This is a genomic window from Acidiphilium sp. AL (assembly GCF_025499445.1).
In the GTDB taxonomy this organism is placed as follows: Bacteria; Pseudomonadota; Alphaproteobacteria; order Acetobacterales; family Acetobacteraceae; genus Acidiphilium; species Acidiphilium iwatense.
The window spans coordinates 1-15,936 of record NZ_JAIMBZ010000024.1; the positions used below are offsets into that span (position 1 = coordinate 1).

Here is a 15,936-nt window from a genome sequence, read left to right on the forward strand (position 1 = left end):
GCCCATCGCGCCTCACGCCCGTTATTTCCAGACCATGCGGTCCAATCCGCTCCATCATAAGTATCCACCTCCCGTAAGTGGACACCTATTCCCAGCAGCCCGCCACCCGGCCTAGGTGCGCCGAAATTCGCGCTTACGAACAACCGACCAAGATTGCAGTCAGCGTGCGCTTCGATCGCGATCTGGTGGAGAAGCTGCGTGCGAGCGGACGCGGCTGGCAACAGCGCGTCAACGAGGCGGTCCGCAAGGCGATCGGATAAGCCATATATCGTGCACCCAGATTCATGATCTTGCGCGAAATGCCGTGAGATAGTCCAGGATCGCCGCCGCCGCGTCGGCCGGATCGGGGTCGATCATCAAGGTTCCGCCGACCGACTTCGTCTCGGTCGCCGCGCGCAGCCGCTGTTCTGCCGAACCACCGGCGGCGCCGTCGCCGATCAGCCTGGGACGCGGCCGATAGGGCCGGTTCTCGAACCCGATCGCCTGGGCCGGCACGCACAGCCCCGGCTTTTCATCGATCCGGCCGGCAAGACGCTCGCGATACACGAAGGGGCGCTCTGGCGGTGCGGCTTGGTGGACCGTGACGAGCGCTGGCGTGCGAAGACTAAGGCGCCGCCGTGCGCCGCGCGGCAGCGACTGGACGACCGAGAGAGTGTCGTCAGCCTCCCGCGCAATCGCGACCGCATCGGCGGCGATCGGCAGATCGCAGGCGCGGGCGAGACGATAGGGTAGCAGCCCGGTATCGGCGCCGCCCTGGCCGCGTCGCCCGGCGAGAATGAGATCTGGCGCGATGGCCGCGATCTCGGCGGCGAGCGCGGGGATGGGATCGTCGTCCGGGCCGATCGCGAGCACGGCGATCGTGGCGAGGCCGTGACCGAGACAGTCGGCGATCGCCTTGTCCGCCGCTCCGGCGTGGAGCCCCCCGACGATGCAGCCGAGCCGGCGGCCGAGTGCTATCGCCTGAAGCTCAGCGCGCACCGGCATCGGCGCGCCCGAGTTCGGGTGCCGCCCGGCGGACAGCAGAACCACCGCCTTCATCGCCGCGACTCCAGGGCATCGAGCAGAGCCGGCATGATCGCCTGCGCATCGGCGACGATCGCGAGTTCGGCGCGGGCGATCATCGCGGCGTGCAGATCGGTGTTCACCGCGATCACGTGTTCGACCTGGCCGATTCCCTGCAGATGCTGCGGCGCGCCCGAGATGCCGAAGGCGACGTAGCAATCGGCATTGAGCACGGTGCCCGAAGCGCCGACCTGCAATCTGCGCGGCAGATGCCCCGCGTCGCACACCACGCGGCTGGCGCCCGGTGTCGCGCCGAGCGCGAGGGCGAGTTCGAGAAAGCCGGCGAAATCGGTGACGCCGTTACCGGCGGCGATGACCAGGGCGGCCTCGTCGAGCGGGATGTCCGCCGCATCGACGGCAACCCGCTCGGCATTGAGAATACAGCGCGATTCGGGGTTCGGGACTGGCGCATCGAGCGGTGCCGCGTCGTGCGGGGATCCGCGATAGGGCGCGATCATGTCGGGCGCGATCGTCATCAGCCGTGACGGCGCGGCCCGCCATTCAAGGCGGCGCGCCGTGGCCGGACGGATCGCGACGCGGGCCGACAGGTTTTCGACCGAGTCGAACAGCGGCTCGTCGAGCAAGGCGGCAACCCGGCGGGCGAGATCGCCGCCATCGGCGCTTTCGGGAAACAGCACGTGGCGCGGTCGGTGGTGCGCGATCGCGGCGGCGATCGCGGCCGCCACGCCCTCGGGGTCGTAGGAGACGTTGCGCGCGCCCGGCAGCGTCCGGTCGGCGCCGAGCGCCCCGACATCCTCGTCCGTGTGCGGCGCCACCAGCACGACGGCGGCTTGATTGCCGCCATCCAGCAGCCGCGCCGCGCCGAGCACCTGGCGGTCGTGCCGGGTCAGCGTTCCGCCCGGCGCGTCGGCGACCGCGAAGACGAGATACGCGGGATCGGCGATCGCGATGCGGCGCGGTGGGGTTTCGGCGATGGCGGAAGGAGCCGGATCCGCACGAAGTCCATCGCCGCGATGCGCCCGGTCGATCCGCAGGCGCGGCCGGGTCGCGACGGTCACGGCGAGCAGCGCGGCGCGCGGATCGCGGCGAATCCGGCTCATATGGATAGCATCGCGTGAGCCGGCGCCGCGTCGCCCGGCAGAATCAGCGAATCGTGCACCAGTTCGGCGATGTCGCGGATGGCGGGGCGCGGCTCGACCACGCCTTCGAGCATCGCGGTGCAGCCGGGGCAGGCGACCGCGACGGTTGATGCGCCGGTAGCACGCGCCTGCTCGATCCGCAGATCGGGAATGCGGCGCTTGCCCGGAATATCGGTGACCGGCGCGCCGCCGCCGCCGCCGCAGCAGAATGAATTCCGGCCGTGCCGCGCCATTTCGACCGCATTGCCGGTGAGCCGGGCGAGGATGCGGCGCGGCGCCTCGGTCTCGCCGTTGTAGCGGCCGAGATAGCAGGGATCGTGATAGGTGATCGCGTCATCGCCGCGCGGCGCGAGGCTGATCCGGCCCGCGCCGATCAATTCGTCGATCAGCGCGGTGTGGTGTTCGACCCGGAAAACCCCGCCATAGGCCGGGTATTCCTGACGCAGCACATGCAGCGCGTGTGGATCGGCGGTGACGATCCGTACGAACCGCCGCGTCTTCAGCGTTTCGATATTCGCGCGGGCGAGCTGGGCGAAAATCGCCTCGTCGCCGAGGCGGCGGGCAAGGTCGCCGCAATCCTGTTCGGCAGCGCCAAGCACAGCGAAATCGACGCAGGCGGCACGAAGAATCTCGATGAGCGCGCGCAAGGTGCGGCCGTAGCGGCGGTCGAAGGCGCCATCGCCGAGCCAGAGCAGCACATCGGCCGAACCGCCGGCTTCGAGCACCGGAATATCGAGCCCGGCGGCGAAATCGAGCCGTCCGGCCGGGTCATACCCGCCCGGATTGCCGGCGTAGCGGAGTTCGGTCAGTGCAGGCGCGGCCTTGCCAGGGGCTGCGCCCAGCGAAAGCGTCTGATGCCGGCGAAGATCGATCACCGCATCGACATGCTCGATCATCATCGGACAGGCGGCGACGCAGGCGCGGCAGGTGGTGCAGGACCAGATTGTTTCGGGGTGGATCGTGCCGAGGATGGTTCCGGCTGCCGCATCTTCGATGCCGGGATGCGGACTGCCGGCATAGGCGGGAGGATCGTCCGGGCGCATCGCGGCGCAAAAATCCTGGATCAGCGCTTTCGGGTTGAGCGGCTGTTCGGCGGCGAAGGCCGGACAGGCCGCCTCGCAGCGGCCGCACTGGATGCAGGAATCAAAGCCAAGCAGCCGATTCCAGGCGAAGTCCTCGATCCGCGCAACACCGAATGACTCGGGATCATCGAGCGGGACCGGCGCGAGGCCGCTTGCCGGCATTCCCGCGAAGCGCTCCGGCCGTGGGTGGGCCGCGAGATGCAGCGCGCCGGCGATCGCGTGGCGCATCGGGCCGGTCGGGATCTGTGCGACCAGCATGATCCCGCCGATCGCGGCAAGCACCAGCCCGATCGCGCCAAGCGCATCGACGCGCGCGAGAATGCCGATCGCGCCGATCAGCCCGCCCGCCGCGTAGGTGGAGAGCCAGAGCGGCAGTGTGGTGAAGCTGCCGCCCGAGAGATTGGCCGGACGCGCCGGCCGGCGACGCCGCGCGACCAGCACGGCTCCAGCGACCGCAATGGCGAAAGCGATGGCCACGAGCAGCCAATAAACAAAACTCGCGCGGAACCGCGGCACGATGCCGAGCAGGAGCAGAACCGTGCCGGCGAGCAGCCCGCCGGCGATCGCCATGTGCATCCGCGCCGCCTCGGGCTTGCGCGCGACGACCGCGTGGACATCGACGAAATACCGGCGCGGTACGGCGGCGAGACCCGCTAGCCAGTCGATGTTTGCGGCCGCGCCGCGCCGCCACAGCGACGCGAGACGCAGGATCTGGATCGCCAGAAACCCGAGCAGACCCCAGGCGAGCACGATTAGGAGACTGCCCGGTGCCATCGCGCGTCAGAAATCCTTGCACAGACGCAGCGCGTCGTAGATCGCGGCGTGGATGTTGCGCCCCGCCGCTGCGTCGCCGATCCGGTAGAGCGCGAAACCGGGCTGGTTCAGGTGCGGCTGGCGGTGTCCCGCGATCAGCGCGGCGATATCGATCTGGCCGCGATTCGAGGATTGTTCCTTGAGCGCGTGATACGTCGCATCGACCGGCAGCGTGCCGAAATCGACGACGACATGATCGACCGCGCGTTCTTCCTCGATCAGGCTCATCGTGTTCTTGAGCACCGCGACCAGCCGGTTGTCCTCGCGCCGGACCTCCAGCAGGTCGAGATTCGCCGTCATGATGACGCCGAGTTTGTACAGCTCGCGCAGATGCACCGGCTGGTTCGTGGTGCCGACCTCCTCCGCCGCCATCCGGTCCGGGGTGACCAGTTCGACCAGCGCGCCGCGCCGCGCGAGATATTCGGCGCATGAGGCGCCGTTATGCTGGCCCATGCCGTCATAGAGCAGCACCGAACCGGCAAGCTCCATCCCTCCCCGCAGCACGTCGGCGGTGGTGACGACGAGATCGGCACCCGTCATGAAGCCGGGATTTGGCCGGCCGCCGGACGCGACGATGACGATATCGGGGTCCTCGGCGAGCACCGCAGCGCCGGTCGCCTCGGTCGCGAGCCGGATATCGACGCCGCGTTTTCTGACCTGATCCGCGAGCCAGCGCGGAATGCCCGACAGCGCCTCGCGCCAGCCGGCCCTGGCGGCGATATTGATCTGGCCGCCGAGGCTCGGTTCCCGCTCGAACAGCACGACCGCATGGCCGCGTTCGGCACAGACGCGCGCGGCTTCTAGCCCCGCCGGCCCGCCGCCGATCACGACGACGCGCCGCTTATGGTCCGACGTCGCGATCACGTGCGGCATCGTCGCCTCGCGCCCGGTCGCGGCGTTCTGGATGCACAGCGCATCCGCGCCGGTGTAGATCCGGTCGATGCAGTAGCCGGCGCCGACGCATTGGCGGATATCGTCCTCGCGCCCTTCCGAGAGTTTCCTGACCAGATGCGGATCGGCGATGTGCGCCCTGGTCATCGCCACCATGTCGATATGGCCTTCGGCGACGGCGCGCGCCGCCGTTGCGAGATCGGTGATGCGCTGGGCGTGAAACACCGGCACATCGACCTCGCGCTTGACCGCGCTCGCGAGATAGAGAAAGGGTGCGACCGGAAACGCCATGTTCGGCAGCGAAATCGCGTGGGCGAGATGGTCGCGCGCCTGCCCGCCCATCACGTTGACGAAATCGATCAGGCCGCGCTTCGCGTGCTCCACCGCGATCGCGACGCAATCCTCGTGGCTGAGCCCCTCGGCGAGCAATTCGTCGCCCGACATGCGCATGCCGATGACGAATTTTCCCTCCGTCGCCTTGCGCATCGCTTCGAGAACTTCAAAACCGAGGCGCATCCGATCCAGCAGCGATCCGCCATAGCCGTCGGTCCGCTGATTGACCGACGGCGACCAGAACTGATCGATCAGATGGCCGTGCGCCGCCGAGATTTCACAGCCGTCGAGCCCGCCTTCCTGGGCGCGGCGCGCGGCTTCGGCGAAATCGGCGATCACCCGGTCGATATCCTCCTTCTCCATCTCGCGCGGGATCGAGCGGCTCGCCGGCTCGCGCCGGGGCGAAGCGGAGACCGTCGGCAGCCAGTTCTCGGTATCCCAGCGGGTTCGCCGTCCCATATGGGTGAGCTGGATCATCAGCTTTGCGCCATGGCGGTGGATGCGCTCGGCGAATTGCCGGAAATAGGGGATGACCGTGTCGTCAGCGACCGAAATCTGGTTCCAGGGCGCGGCGGGGCTGTCGGGCGAGACCGAGGACGAGCCGCCGAACATGGTCAGCCCGATGCCGCCTTTCGCTTTTTCCTCATGATAGAGCTGATAACGCTCCTGCGGCTTGCCGTCGCGCCCATAGCCCGGCGCGTGGCTCGTGCTCATCACCCGGTTGCGGATCGTGACGTTGCCGATTTTGAGCGGCCTGAACAGGGCATCAGCGTTGGCGATCATGCGGGCGACCTCGCGGGGTGGGATGAGGGGCGCTGGCCGGAAGCAAACGACGGCAGCGCGGACATCGCCCGAAGGTGACGCTCGGCACTCGGCGAATAGCCGAAATGGGCGCGGTAGGCGCTGGAGAAATAGGCGCTCGACGTGAAGCCGCAGGCCAGCGCCACTTCGGTCACCGGCATCCGCATCTGCTGGAGCATGATCTGAGCGCGCTTGAGCCGGAGTTCCTTGGCGAAGGCGCCGGGGCTTTCATGGAGATAGGTGCGGAACAGGCGCTGCAACTGGCGGAGCGAGATACCGAGCGCATCCGCGACATCCTGCATCGGCTGCTTCTCGGTAAGCTGATCCTCGATCAACCTGATCGCCTGGGTGAGCAGCGGCTGGTTCGGCACGATCCGGTCGTTCTCGCTGATCGGCTGACGCTCGCCGCTGGCGCGGATGCGATCGAGGATGAAGGTCACCGAGACATGTTCGGCAATGACCCGGCCCAGCTTCGCCTCGATCAGGAACAGCATCATGTCGAGCGGACCGACGCCTCCCGTACAGGTCAGCCGATCCCGGTCGAGCACGAAGAGTTCGTTGGCGAGTTCGACCTCGGGGAATTCCTCGCGGATCGACGTGACATCCTCCCAGTGCACCGCACAACGATAGCCATCGAGCAGCCCGGCCTCGGCGAGGGCGAAAGTGCCGGTGCACAAGGCGCCCAGCGGCGTGCCGTGCCGCGCGATCCAGCGCAGCGCGGCGAGATGCGGCTTGCCGACGACGCTGCGGACATCCACGCCGCCGCAGACGAAGACGATGTCGGGCAATGCCGCGGGATCGAGCGCGCTGGTGGGCGCGATCATCATGCCGTTGCTCGCGGCAACCGGCGTATCGTCCAGACCGAGCAGGCTCCAGGTATAGACGGTGCGGCCGACGCAGCGATTCGCCATGCGGCATGCCTCGATCGCGTTGGTGACCGCGATCATCGAATAGTCGGGTAGCGTCAGAAAGCCGAAATGGGAAAGTTCAGCGGGGTTCATGGTGCGGCGTCCGCGCTCTCCCCGGTCAACGCTCGATCACGAGATCGGTGAGCGGTTTGGAACAGCAGATCAGGATCATGCCCTGATCGATTTCGCGCTGGCGGATGCCGCCCTGGTGGTGCATCTCGACCTTGCCGGAGATCAGCCGGCTCTTGCAGGTGCCGCACAGCCCCTTGGTGCAGGAAGACGGCAGGCGCAGCCCTTCCAGCCGCGCCGCCTCCAGAACGTGGCGGTCGGCGGGCACCCTGATCGTGCGCCGGCTTTTGATGAATTCGACGCTGAAGGCGGCGCCGGTCGCGGCATCCGCCACGGCGGCCATCGATGCCGCAGCGACAGCCGGTTCCGCTTCGGCCAGCGTGCCGAAATCGAAACTCTCCTCGTGATAGCGACTCATGTCGAAACCAAGCGCGTCCAGGCCGCCGCGAACCGCCCGCATGAACGGCTCGGGTCCGCAATCGAAGACTTCGCGGTCCATCAGGTCCGGCGCGATCAGCGCCAGCATCGGCGCATTCACCCGGCCGCGCATCCCGCCCCAGCGTTCATGCGGCGAATCGGTTTCGCACACCTGCACCACCCGAAGCCGCGGCATATGGTGTGCCATCAGGTCCAGTTCGCGGCGGAAGATGATATCGGCCGGGCTGCGCGCGAAATGCACGAACAGGATGTCGGCGTCGTGGCCGAGATCGTGATGCGCGCGCGCCATCGACATCAGCGGCGTGATTCCCGAGCCGCCGGACAGGAACAGATATTTTTCCGCCGGATGCGCGACGAAGCTGAAATCGCCGAGCGGCCCCACCGCGCGCACCCTGCTGCCGGGCCGCATCGTCGCGTGCAGCCAGGGCGAGACGACGCCGCCCGGCTTGCGCTTCACCGTAATCGTGATCTGGTGCGGCCGGGTCGGGGTCGCGGCGATCGTGTAGCAGCGGTTCACCCGCGCGCCGTCGATCAAGAAGTCGAAGGTCAGGAACTGGCCCGGCCAGTAGAAAAACCGGCTCGGCCGCTGCGCCGTGAACATGAAGGTCCTGACATCGTCGGTCTCGTCGCGGATGCCGACGCAGCAAAGCTCCTCCTCGGCCTCCGAATCCCAGAACGGCAAGCCGTTCGCGCGCGCCTCGATGAAAATCCCGGCAGGATTCATGGACCGAAAAACGCGGCGAGGCGCTTGATGTACCAGGCGACGAAATCCTCGACCTGACCCTCGGTCTGCGGCGAATAGGGGCCGGGGATATAGCCGGCGCTCGACGCCCCCGCATGGGCAAGCCCGACCAGCTTGCCATCCTGAAGATTGGTTTCGCGCCACACCTGAATCAGGTTTTCGAGGTCGTAATCCTTGCCCTCGACCGCATCCTTGTGGACCAGCCATTTGGTGCGCAGCAGGGTGCGACCGGGCTCGAGCGGCAGCACCGCGAAGCTGACGATGTGGTCGCTCATGAGATGGTGCCAGGAATTCGGCTGGGTATGGAACGACAGATCGCCCAGACGTTTTTCCATGATATTACCGAGCAGCCTGGCGCAGGCAACCTTGGTGTCCAGCGTCTGCGACTCGCCGTCCTTGTCCATCGGCAATCGGCCGATCCGGTAGCCCGAGATCATGTTCTGAAGATTGCCGGTCTCTTCCGAGGGAAAGCCGCAGCCGTTCCACTTCGCGCCGAGTTCGGCGACCATGGTGTCGTAATGCTCGCGCTGGGCGACGCGGCCCGGCTCGTCCTCGTTCGCATCGAAGCCGAAGCCGTATTCGAAGATTGAGGCGGTCAGCTCGGGATGGTTGAGAGCGCAATGATAGCACTCCCGGTTGTTCTCCATCGTGAGCTTCCAGTTGCCCTCCTCGATCAGGTCGATCTGGTGGGCGACCTTGCAATTCGCGATGTCGTGCGGGGCGATATAAGGTGCCGCGATGCGGGCCATCTCGTCGAAATCGGCGGGCGGATCGTCGGCGAGGCAGACGAACAGCAGCCCGGCGAGCGAGCGGAGATGGACTTTCCTGAGACCGTGGCACGCGGGATCGAAATCCGCGTTCATGTGCTCGGCATGCAGGAGCTGACCGTCGAGCCCATAGGTCCAGGAATGATAGGGGCAGACGAGGCGGCCGACCGAGGTTTTTTCCTCCGACACCAGCCTTGCCGCACGATGCCGGCAGACATTGTGCAGCGCATGGATCGCGCCGTCGTCGTCACGGCAGATCAGGATCGAATTGTCGCCGATCTTCAGTGTCATCACGTCGCCGGGCTCGGCGATATCGGGTTCGACACCGACGAAGATCCAATGCCTGCCGAAAATCAGGTCGAGATCGGCGCGGAACACCGCCGGGTCGGTATAGAATGGGGCGTCAAGCATGTGCCCAGGGCGCCGGTCGGCGATCAACTGGCGGATGGCAGGAAACGCGACATCGAGCATGACTCTGACTTTCGAAAATAACGAAGCCGACAGCGCCGGATTATGCGCCTTGCAATGGCGGTATCTTTAGATTTTGCGACATTTCCCGGCGAGAATTTCACCATGCACAATCATGGCTGATATTCGAAAATCGAATGGCTGTAGCGATTCCGTCGAACGCCGCATCAATAGGTGCGCGCGCCCGCCCATTCGGCCGTCGGAGCTTCCCCGGCGGCCAGAACCTTCAGCATGCTCGGGGCGATCGGTGTTCCGCTCGAACCGGGCTGCAGCCCGAGCCGTGCGTGAGACGGCGAAAGCCCGTGCAGCGACTTGAACTGGCGGGAAAAATGCGCGCAGTCGGAGAAACCGGCATCGAGCGCGATATCGGTCACCGAGCGCGACGTATTCTCCAGCAGCCAGCGCGCATAGCGGAGCCTGAGGACGCGATAGAGGTTGGAGGGCCGATGGCCGAGCGTCGCATCGAACAAACGTTCGAGCTGCCGGGTCGAGAGGCCGAGCTTGTGCGCGATCGCGGCGATCGGCAGCGGATTGGCGAGATTCTGCTCCATCATCAGCAGCGCGCGGCGGATTCGATCGTCCGTGACGTCGTGCGCCATCGGCGGATGGGGCTGCACCGCTTCCGTCCCGCGCATCTGGGTCAGCAGCAGCACCTGGTGCGGCTTCTGGGCGAGCCGGCTGCCGAGATGCCGTTCGACCAATGAAGCGGCGAGATCCGCGGCGCCGGCACCGCCCGCACAGGTGATCCGGTCGCCGTCGATCTCGAAAAACCGATCGCCGATCACCGCGTGGTCTGGAAATTCCCGCCGGAAATCCTGGTAATGCAGCCAGCTCACGCAGACCCGGCGGCCTTCCATCAACCCGGCGCGGCACAGCACGAAACTGCCGGTGCAAATCCCGATCAGCGGCACCCTGGCCTCGGCGGCCCGGTGCAGATAGGCATGGATCCAAGAGCTGGCCGGCTTGCTGTTGTGCAGAACACCGCCGACCACCACGACATAGTCGAACTGCCCAGGCTCCACCGGCTCGCTGGTCGGCACGATCTGAACGCCGCAGCTCGCCCGGATCGGTGCCGCCGCTTCGGCCATGATCGTCCAGCGGCAATGGATCGGCCGGGAAAAATCCGATTCATCGGCCGCGAGACGGAGCGTGTCGACGAACAGGGAAAACGCCGAAAGGGTGAAATTGTCGGTCAGTAATATACCGACCGAAAGCGGTTTGGGATCTTTCAAGCCTGAAGAAGGTCTTGATGAGGCATTCACGATCGGTCTCCGCGCAGATCCGCACCTGTAGCGAACGCGTCCAGGGATGTCCGGTCCAGTGGAATGACGCGGTCATCTCCTCCGTGCCGGTCCCGCCGACCGGGCTGATCGCGTTGGCTCGGTCGCGAAACTACGCGATTGTCGCGGTTTTGTCATCTTCATCTTCGGTATGGCCCCGGCGCGCCATGCCGCGATCTTGCAACGCAAAGTCATTGATCCGCCCGCCGGATCGGTGAACACTCGCCCGAGATCAGGAGCAGCATCATGCACGGCGCAACCGGAACCCACAGCATCATCTCCCCGGCGGACGGCCGTGTCGTCGCGGTTCGCCCCCTCGCCGATCGCGCCGCGATCGACCGCGCGCTCGATCGCGCGGTCGCCGCCCAGCGCCTGTGGCGCGGCGTGACGCTCGCCGAGCGGATGGCGATCTCTGCGCGCTTCGTCGATGCCTTCGCAGCTTCGGGCGAGGCGATCGCCGCCGAGCTGACCGCGCAGATGGGCCGCCCGATCGGCCAGACTCCCGGCGAGATCAGGGGTTTCGCCGATCGTGGCCGGGCGATGATCGCGCTGGCCGAGGAGGCGCTGACGCCGGTTCGCCCGGAGCCGATCGCGGGATTCGAGCGCTTCGTGCGGCGCGAGCCGCTCGGCGTGGTCTACGTGATCGGCGCCTGGAACTATCCCTATCTCATCACGGTCAACAGTGTGGTTCCCGCCCTGCTCGCCGGCAACGCCGTCGTGCTGAAACAGGCGCCGCAGACCCTGCTCTGCGCGGAGCGCTTCGCCGAGGCGTTCGCCGAGGCCGGCTTGCCCGAGGGGGTGTTTCAGTATCTCCATATGTCGAACGAGAATGCGGAGGCGGTGATCGGTGACCGGCGCGTCGATTTCATCGCCTTCACCGGATCGGTCGCGACCGGCCATCGCGTCGTGCAGGCGGCATCGCACCGCTTTGCCGGCGTCGGGCTGGAACTCGGCGGCAAGGATCCCGCCTATGTAAGGCGCGACGCCGATCTCGATCACGCCGTCGCCAATCTGGTCGATGGCGCGTTCTTCAATTCCGGCCAGTCCTGCTGCGCGATCGAGCGGATTTATGTCGATGCCGCGATCCATGACGCGTTCGTCGAACGCTTCGCGGCGCTGACCAGGCAGTACCGGCTCGGCAACCCGCTCGATGCCGAAACCACGCTCGGCCCGCTGGTCGATGCGCGCGCGGCGGATTTCGTGCGCGGCCAGATCGCCGAGGCGACCGCGCGCGGCGCCCGCGCGTTGATCGATGAGAAGGCGTTCGCGGCGAGCGTCCCCGGCACGCCCTATCTCGCGCCGCAGGTGCTGATCGGCGTCGATCACGAAATGGACGTGATGCGGCGCGAAAGTTTCGGCCCCGTCGTCGGCATCATGAAAGTGGCGTCGGACCGGGAGGCGCTCGCCTTGATGAACGACAGCCCCTACGGCCTGACCGCCTCGCTCTGGACCCAGGATGTCGAGGCCGCGCGCAGCCTCGGCGATGCGATCGACACCGGCACCGTCTTCATGAATCGCTGCGACTACCTCGATCCGCTGCTCGCCTGGGTCGGCGCCAAGGAGTCGGGTCGCGGCTGCACCCTCTCGCGCATCGGCTTCGAGCACCTGACCCGCCCGAAATCGTTTCACCTCCGCACCGCGGCGTAAAGCCGGGGCGCGCCGAGCGCGCCCCGGCTTTAAGCGATCGCGCTCTACCGGTTTTTGGGGACTCGCTGGGCCGGATCATAGAAGAACGTCTCCTCGACGACGCGCTCGCCCGACCAGCGCTGATAGGCGATTTCTTCCATGTTGGTGACCGATCCGTCCAGCCATTCGAAATGGAAAATCCAGCGGATGACGACATGATCGCCATTCACGAGTACCGGGCGGACACATTTCGAAGTTAGCGATTTTGCCCTGGCGAGAACCATGCGCTCATTGGCGATATGAGCATCGCGCCCGACCCGCGGTATCGCTTGATTCTCCTGCATCGAGGCGGTTTCGGCATAGAATTCTTCCAGCGCCTCGACATGGGCGTTCGCTTCGACGCGGGCGATGAATCTTTCAAGCGTATCGGTCGTGGGCATGACTGTCTCCGGCTGATGAAGTCCCTGCGGGCCGCGCTCGCGATTCCGCTCAAAGCCACGCCACCCTACCACCCTCCAGTTGCGGAACGCAAAAACCTCAGCCCGACCCACAACCCAAAATCAGTCCAGCTTCACCATGACATGACGCACCACGGTGTAATCCTCCAGCGCGTAGAGCGAGAGATCCTTGCCGTATCCCGAGCGTTTCAGCCCGCCATGCGGCATTTCGTTGGCCAGCATGAAATGGCAGTTCACCCAGGTCGCGCCGTAGCGCAGCGACGTCGCCACCCGCATCGCCCGCCCGACATCGCGGGTCCAGACCGAGGAGGCGAGGCCGTAATCGGAGTCGTTGGCCCATTCGATCGCGGCATCGGTATCGGTGAACCGCGTGACCGAAACCACCGGGCCGAACACCTCGTTGCGGACGATCTCGTCCTGCTGGGTGGCGCCGGCGATCACCGTCGGTTCGTAATAGAATCCTGTCCCGGCGGCATCGCGCCCGCCCGCCAGCAGTTCGATATGCGGCGCCTCCGCCGCACGGGCGACGAAACCGCCGATCCGCTCGCGATGACGCGCGGAAATCACCGGGCCGAGATCATTCTCCGCGTCGTCCGCCCGGTCATAGCGCAATCCGCCGACCGCCGAGGCCAGATCGGCGACGAACCGGTCGTAGACCCGCGCATCGGCATAGACCCGGCACGCCGCCGTGCAATCCTGCCCGGCATTGTAGTAGCCGAAATCGCGCACCGCGCCGACCACCGCATCGATATCTGCGTCGTCGAACACGATCACCGGCGCCTTGCCGCCGAGTTCGAGATGGGTACGCTTGATCGTGGCGGAGGCGGCCTGCAGCACGCGCTGCCCAGTGGCGATCGAGCCGGTCAGCGAGACCATCGCGATGCGGGGATCGTCGATCAGGTGCTGGCCGGTGGAATGGCCGTGGCCGATAATCACGTTCAGCACGCCTTCGGGGAAAATCTCGGCGGCGAATTCGGCGAGTTTCAGCGCGGTGAGCGGGGTAAGTTCCGACGGCTTGATGACGATTGTATTGCCGGCGGCGAGCGCCGGAGCGATCTTCCAGGCCGCCATCATTAGCGGATAGTTCCACGGCGCGATTTGCGCCACCGGGCCGATCGGGTCGCGCCTTATCATCGAGGTATGGCCGGGCAGATACTCGCCCGCCGCACTGCCCGGCAGGCAGCGCGCGGCGCCGGCGAAGAAGCGGAAACAATCGACAATCGCGGGGATTTCATCGCGCAGCACGGCGGGATAGGGCTTGCCGCAGTTCAGCGCCTCTAGCCGCGCGAACGCCTCCGCTTCCGTCTCGATCCGGTCGGCGAGGCGGAGCAGCATCCCCGACCGTTCGCCCGGAGCAAGTCGCGCGAAACCGTCGAAGGCGCGCGCGGCTTCGCCCACCGCGCGTTCGACCTGGCCGTCATCCGCCTCCGCGAGGTCGATGGTTTTTGCTCCGGTGCGCGGGTTAAGCACCGGCAGCGCCGCGCCGCCGCCGGCCTCGAACCGGCCGCCGATCAACATTCGGGACGCCAGATCGGATCGGGTCATCGTCAGTCAGCCGCGCCCTGTTGCACCGCCTGTTCCTCCGCCTCGATCTCGGCCATCCGCGCCTCGATCGCCTCGCGGCTGACCGGCGGGCCGGGGAAGCGCGTGCGGGCGACGCCGAACCACAGAACCACCATCAGCACGACCAGCCCGATCCCGTAGGAAATCAGGATGTTGTTGGGCGGCTGGATGCCGATATAGATCAGCACCAGAACCCCGAGAATCGTCAGCACGGCGAAGGGTTTCGACAATGCGCCGAGCCGGAACGGGCCGAACTCGGTCCAGGTCTTGCCCTCGGCGAACAGCCCGGCGGCGACCGGCATCGCGTAGGAGATATAGAGGAACATCGCGCAGCCGGCGGCAAGTGCGGCGAAGGCCGGCGAATAGAGAGTCGCCGCGATCGACAGCACGACGGTCAGCCAGATCGCGCCAACCGGCGAGCGATGGTTCGCGCTGACCTGCCGCCAGATTTTATGGCCGGGCAGACCGCCATCGCGCGAGAAGGCGAAGACCATCCGCGAGGTGGAGGTGACCCCGGCGAGCGCGCAGAGATAGTTGGAGACGACGATGCCGACATACAGCAGGTATTTCACCGGCAGCGCCACCGGCAGGTTGTCGAGCAGATCGAAGAACACGTTGCCGCCCTGCGCCGCCGCCTTGTGCAGGCTCGGCATCGCCAGGAGAATCGCCACCTCCATCAGCAGACCGAACGCGAACGACCAGAATATCGCGTGGATGATGCCGCGCGGCACGCTGCGCCGTGCGTTCATCGTTTCTTCCGAGGTATGCGCCGCACCGTCGAACCCGGTGATTGTATAGAGCGGCAGCAGCAGCCCGAGCAGGAACAGATAGAACAGGCTGTGGCTCGGCGGCAGCACGTTGCCGCCCGGCTTGCCGGAGAAATTGATGAACGTGACGAGGCGCGAGAAATCGTAATGTTGGGCTCCCACCAGCAACGCGATGGTCAGGACGATGGCGATGAAAAAGATCAGATAGCCGGAAAAATCGATCAGCTTCGTCGTGGTGCGGATGCCCATGTGATTGAACATCCCCTGGCTGACCGTGATCAGCACGACCGCGATGAACTGCTGCCACAACCCCCAATGGGAGGTGTCGATGTGAAAGATGTTGCCGAGGATCAGGCTGGTGAACAGATCGTAGGCGCCGACATTGACCGAGGCGACGACGAAGATCAGCCCGAGCAGATTGACCAGAGCGGTCGCCCAGCCCCAGCCGCGCCCGCCGAGAATCGACGACCAGTGATACAACGCGCCGGCCGTCGGGTAGGCGGAGGCGATCTGCGCCATCGAAACGCCGACGATCAGCGCGAACACCGATCCCACGATCCAGCCGATGAACACGCCGCCCGGCCCGGTCGCGGAAAATCCGGCCTGGAACGAGGTGATGCCGCCGGCGAGGATGCAAATGATCGAAAATGCGACGGCGAAATTGGAAAACCCGCTCATCCGCCGCGCAAGCTCCTGGGCATAGCCCATCTTGTGCAGCGTCGCGGTATCCTCGGCGAGAATTCTTGCCTTGTCGGAGTCGGTGGACAT

Annotated in this window: 13 protein-coding genes; 2 read left to right on the plus strand and 11 right to left on the minus strand. The window is 66.2% G+C overall.

The genetic code is table 11. The features are described from left to right. Positions 1-77 precede the first annotated feature (77 nt). A complete protein-coding gene (locus tag AiwAL_RS13345) occupies positions 78-260 on the plus strand; it encodes a BrnA antitoxin family protein (protein WP_235704970.1) in 183 nt (60 codons plus the stop codon). Positions 261-282: 22 nt separating this feature from the next. On the opposite strand, the gene AiwAL_RS13350 is transcribed toward AiwAL_RS13345, so the two are convergent. The 8 genes from AiwAL_RS13350 to AiwAL_RS13385 form a co-directional block, all read right to left on the minus strand. Then, positions 283-1,038, minus strand: a complete 756-nt coding sequence (locus AiwAL_RS13350; RefSeq protein WP_235704968.1) for an electron transfer flavoprotein subunit beta — start codon at positions 1,036-1,038, stop codon at positions 283-285. After that, complete coding sequence (locus AiwAL_RS13355; RefSeq protein ID WP_262312837.1) at positions 1,035-2,123, minus strand: electron transfer flavoprotein subunit alpha/FixB family protein; 1,089 nt, start codon at positions 2,121-2,123, stop codon at positions 1,035-1,037. The genes AiwAL_RS13350 and AiwAL_RS13355 overlap by 4 nt, the downstream gene beginning before the upstream one ends. Then, on the minus strand, positions 2,120-4,018 hold the full coding sequence (locus AiwAL_RS13360; RefSeq protein WP_235704965.1) for a DUF3483 domain-containing protein: 1,899 nt from the start codon (positions 4,016-4,018) through the stop codon (positions 2,120-2,122). Before AiwAL_RS13360 ends, AiwAL_RS13355 begins: the two co-directional genes overlap by 4 nt. 6 nt (positions 4,019-4,024) lie before the next feature. Further along, complete coding sequence (locus AiwAL_RS13365; protein WP_235704964.1) at positions 4,025-6,064, minus strand: NADH:flavin oxidoreductase; 2,040 nt, start codon at positions 6,062-6,064, stop codon at positions 4,025-4,027. Next, positions 6,061-7,083, minus strand: a complete 1,023-nt coding sequence (locus AiwAL_RS13370; RefSeq protein WP_235704963.1) for a GlxA family transcriptional regulator — start codon at positions 7,081-7,083, stop codon at positions 6,061-6,063. The genes AiwAL_RS13365 and AiwAL_RS13370 overlap by 4 nt, the downstream gene beginning before the upstream one ends. A gap of 25 nt (positions 7,084-7,108) precedes the next feature. Continuing rightward, entirely contained in the window at positions 7,109-8,221 is a 1,113-nt protein-coding gene (locus AiwAL_RS13375; protein WP_235704962.1) for a hybrid-cluster NAD(P)-dependent oxidoreductase, read from the minus strand. Further along, on the minus strand, positions 8,218-9,477 hold the full coding sequence (locus AiwAL_RS13380; RefSeq protein WP_235704961.1) for an SRPBCC family protein: 1,260 nt from the start codon (positions 9,475-9,477) through the stop codon (positions 8,218-8,220). Before AiwAL_RS13380 ends, AiwAL_RS13375 begins: the two co-directional genes overlap by 4 nt. Positions 9,478-9,641: 164 nt before the next feature. Continuing rightward, positions 9,642-10,706, minus strand: a complete 1,065-nt coding sequence (locus AiwAL_RS13385; RefSeq protein WP_235704960.1) for a GlxA family transcriptional regulator — start codon at positions 10,704-10,706, stop codon at positions 9,642-9,644. Between the two features lie 294 nt (positions 10,707-11,000). Here AiwAL_RS13385 and AiwAL_RS13390 point away from each other — a divergent pair, with 294 nt between their 5' ends. Next, a complete protein-coding gene (locus tag AiwAL_RS13390; protein ID WP_262312838.1) occupies positions 11,001-12,401 on the plus strand; it encodes an aldehyde dehydrogenase family protein in 1,401 nt (466 codons plus the stop codon). A gap of 44 nt (positions 12,402-12,445) precedes the next feature. On the opposite strand, the gene AiwAL_RS13395 is transcribed toward AiwAL_RS13390, so the two are convergent. From AiwAL_RS13395 to AiwAL_RS13405, 3 genes are all read right to left on the minus strand, one after another. Beyond that, positions 12,446-12,820, minus strand: a complete 375-nt coding sequence (locus AiwAL_RS13395) for a nuclear transport factor 2 family protein (protein WP_235704958.1) — start codon at positions 12,818-12,820, stop codon at positions 12,446-12,448. A gap of 120 nt (positions 12,821-12,940) precedes the next feature. Next, positions 12,941-14,383, minus strand: a complete 1,443-nt coding sequence (locus tag AiwAL_RS13400; protein ID WP_235704956.1) for a gamma-aminobutyraldehyde dehydrogenase — start codon at positions 14,381-14,383, stop codon at positions 12,941-12,943. 2 nt (positions 14,384-14,385) lie between these two features. Then, entirely contained in the window at positions 14,386-15,936 is a 1,551-nt protein-coding gene (locus AiwAL_RS13405) for an amino acid permease (RefSeq protein WP_235704955.1), read from the minus strand.

Bases quoted from the DNA above. Each gene is read 5' to 3' on its own strand.
- AiwAL_RS13400 (WP_235704956.1), bottom strand. From the start codon at position 14,383: ATGACCCGATCCGATCTGGCGTCCCGAATGTTGATCGGCGGCCGGTTC.
- AiwAL_RS13360 (WP_235704965.1), bottom strand. From the start codon at position 4,018: ATGGCACCGGGCAGTCTCCTAATCGTGCTCGCCTGGGGTCTGCTCGGG.
- AiwAL_RS13365 (WP_235704964.1), bottom strand. From the start codon at position 6,064: ATGATCGCCAACGCTGATGCCCTGTTCAGGCCGCTCAAAATCGGCAAC.
- AiwAL_RS13355 (WP_262312837.1), bottom strand. From the start codon at position 2,123: ATGAGCCGGATTCGCCGCGATCCGCGCGCCGCGCTGCTCGCCGTGACC.
- AiwAL_RS13395 (WP_235704958.1), bottom strand. From the start codon at position 12,820: ATGCCCACGACCGATACGCTTGAAAGATTCATCGCCCGCGTCGAAGCG.
- AiwAL_RS13405 (WP_235704955.1), bottom strand. From the start codon at position 15,936: ATGTCCACCGACTCCGACAAGGCAAGAATTCTCGCCGAGGATACCGCG.
- AiwAL_RS13390 (WP_262312838.1), top strand. From the start codon at position 11,001: ATGCACGGCGCAACCGGAACCCACAGCATCATCTCCCCGGCGGACGGC.
- AiwAL_RS13380 (WP_235704961.1), bottom strand. From the start codon at position 9,477: ATGCTCGATGTCGCGTTTCCTGCCATCCGCCAGTTGATCGCCGACCGG.
- AiwAL_RS13350 (WP_235704968.1), bottom strand. From the start codon at position 1,038: ATGAAGGCGGTGGTTCTGCTGTCCGCCGGGCGGCACCCGAACTCGGGC.
- AiwAL_RS13370 (WP_235704963.1), bottom strand. From the start codon at position 7,083: ATGAACCCCGCTGAACTTTCCCATTTCGGCTTTCTGACGCTACCCGAC.
- AiwAL_RS13375 (WP_235704962.1), bottom strand. From the start codon at position 8,221: ATGAATCCTGCCGGGATTTTCATCGAGGCGCGCGCGAACGGCTTGCCG.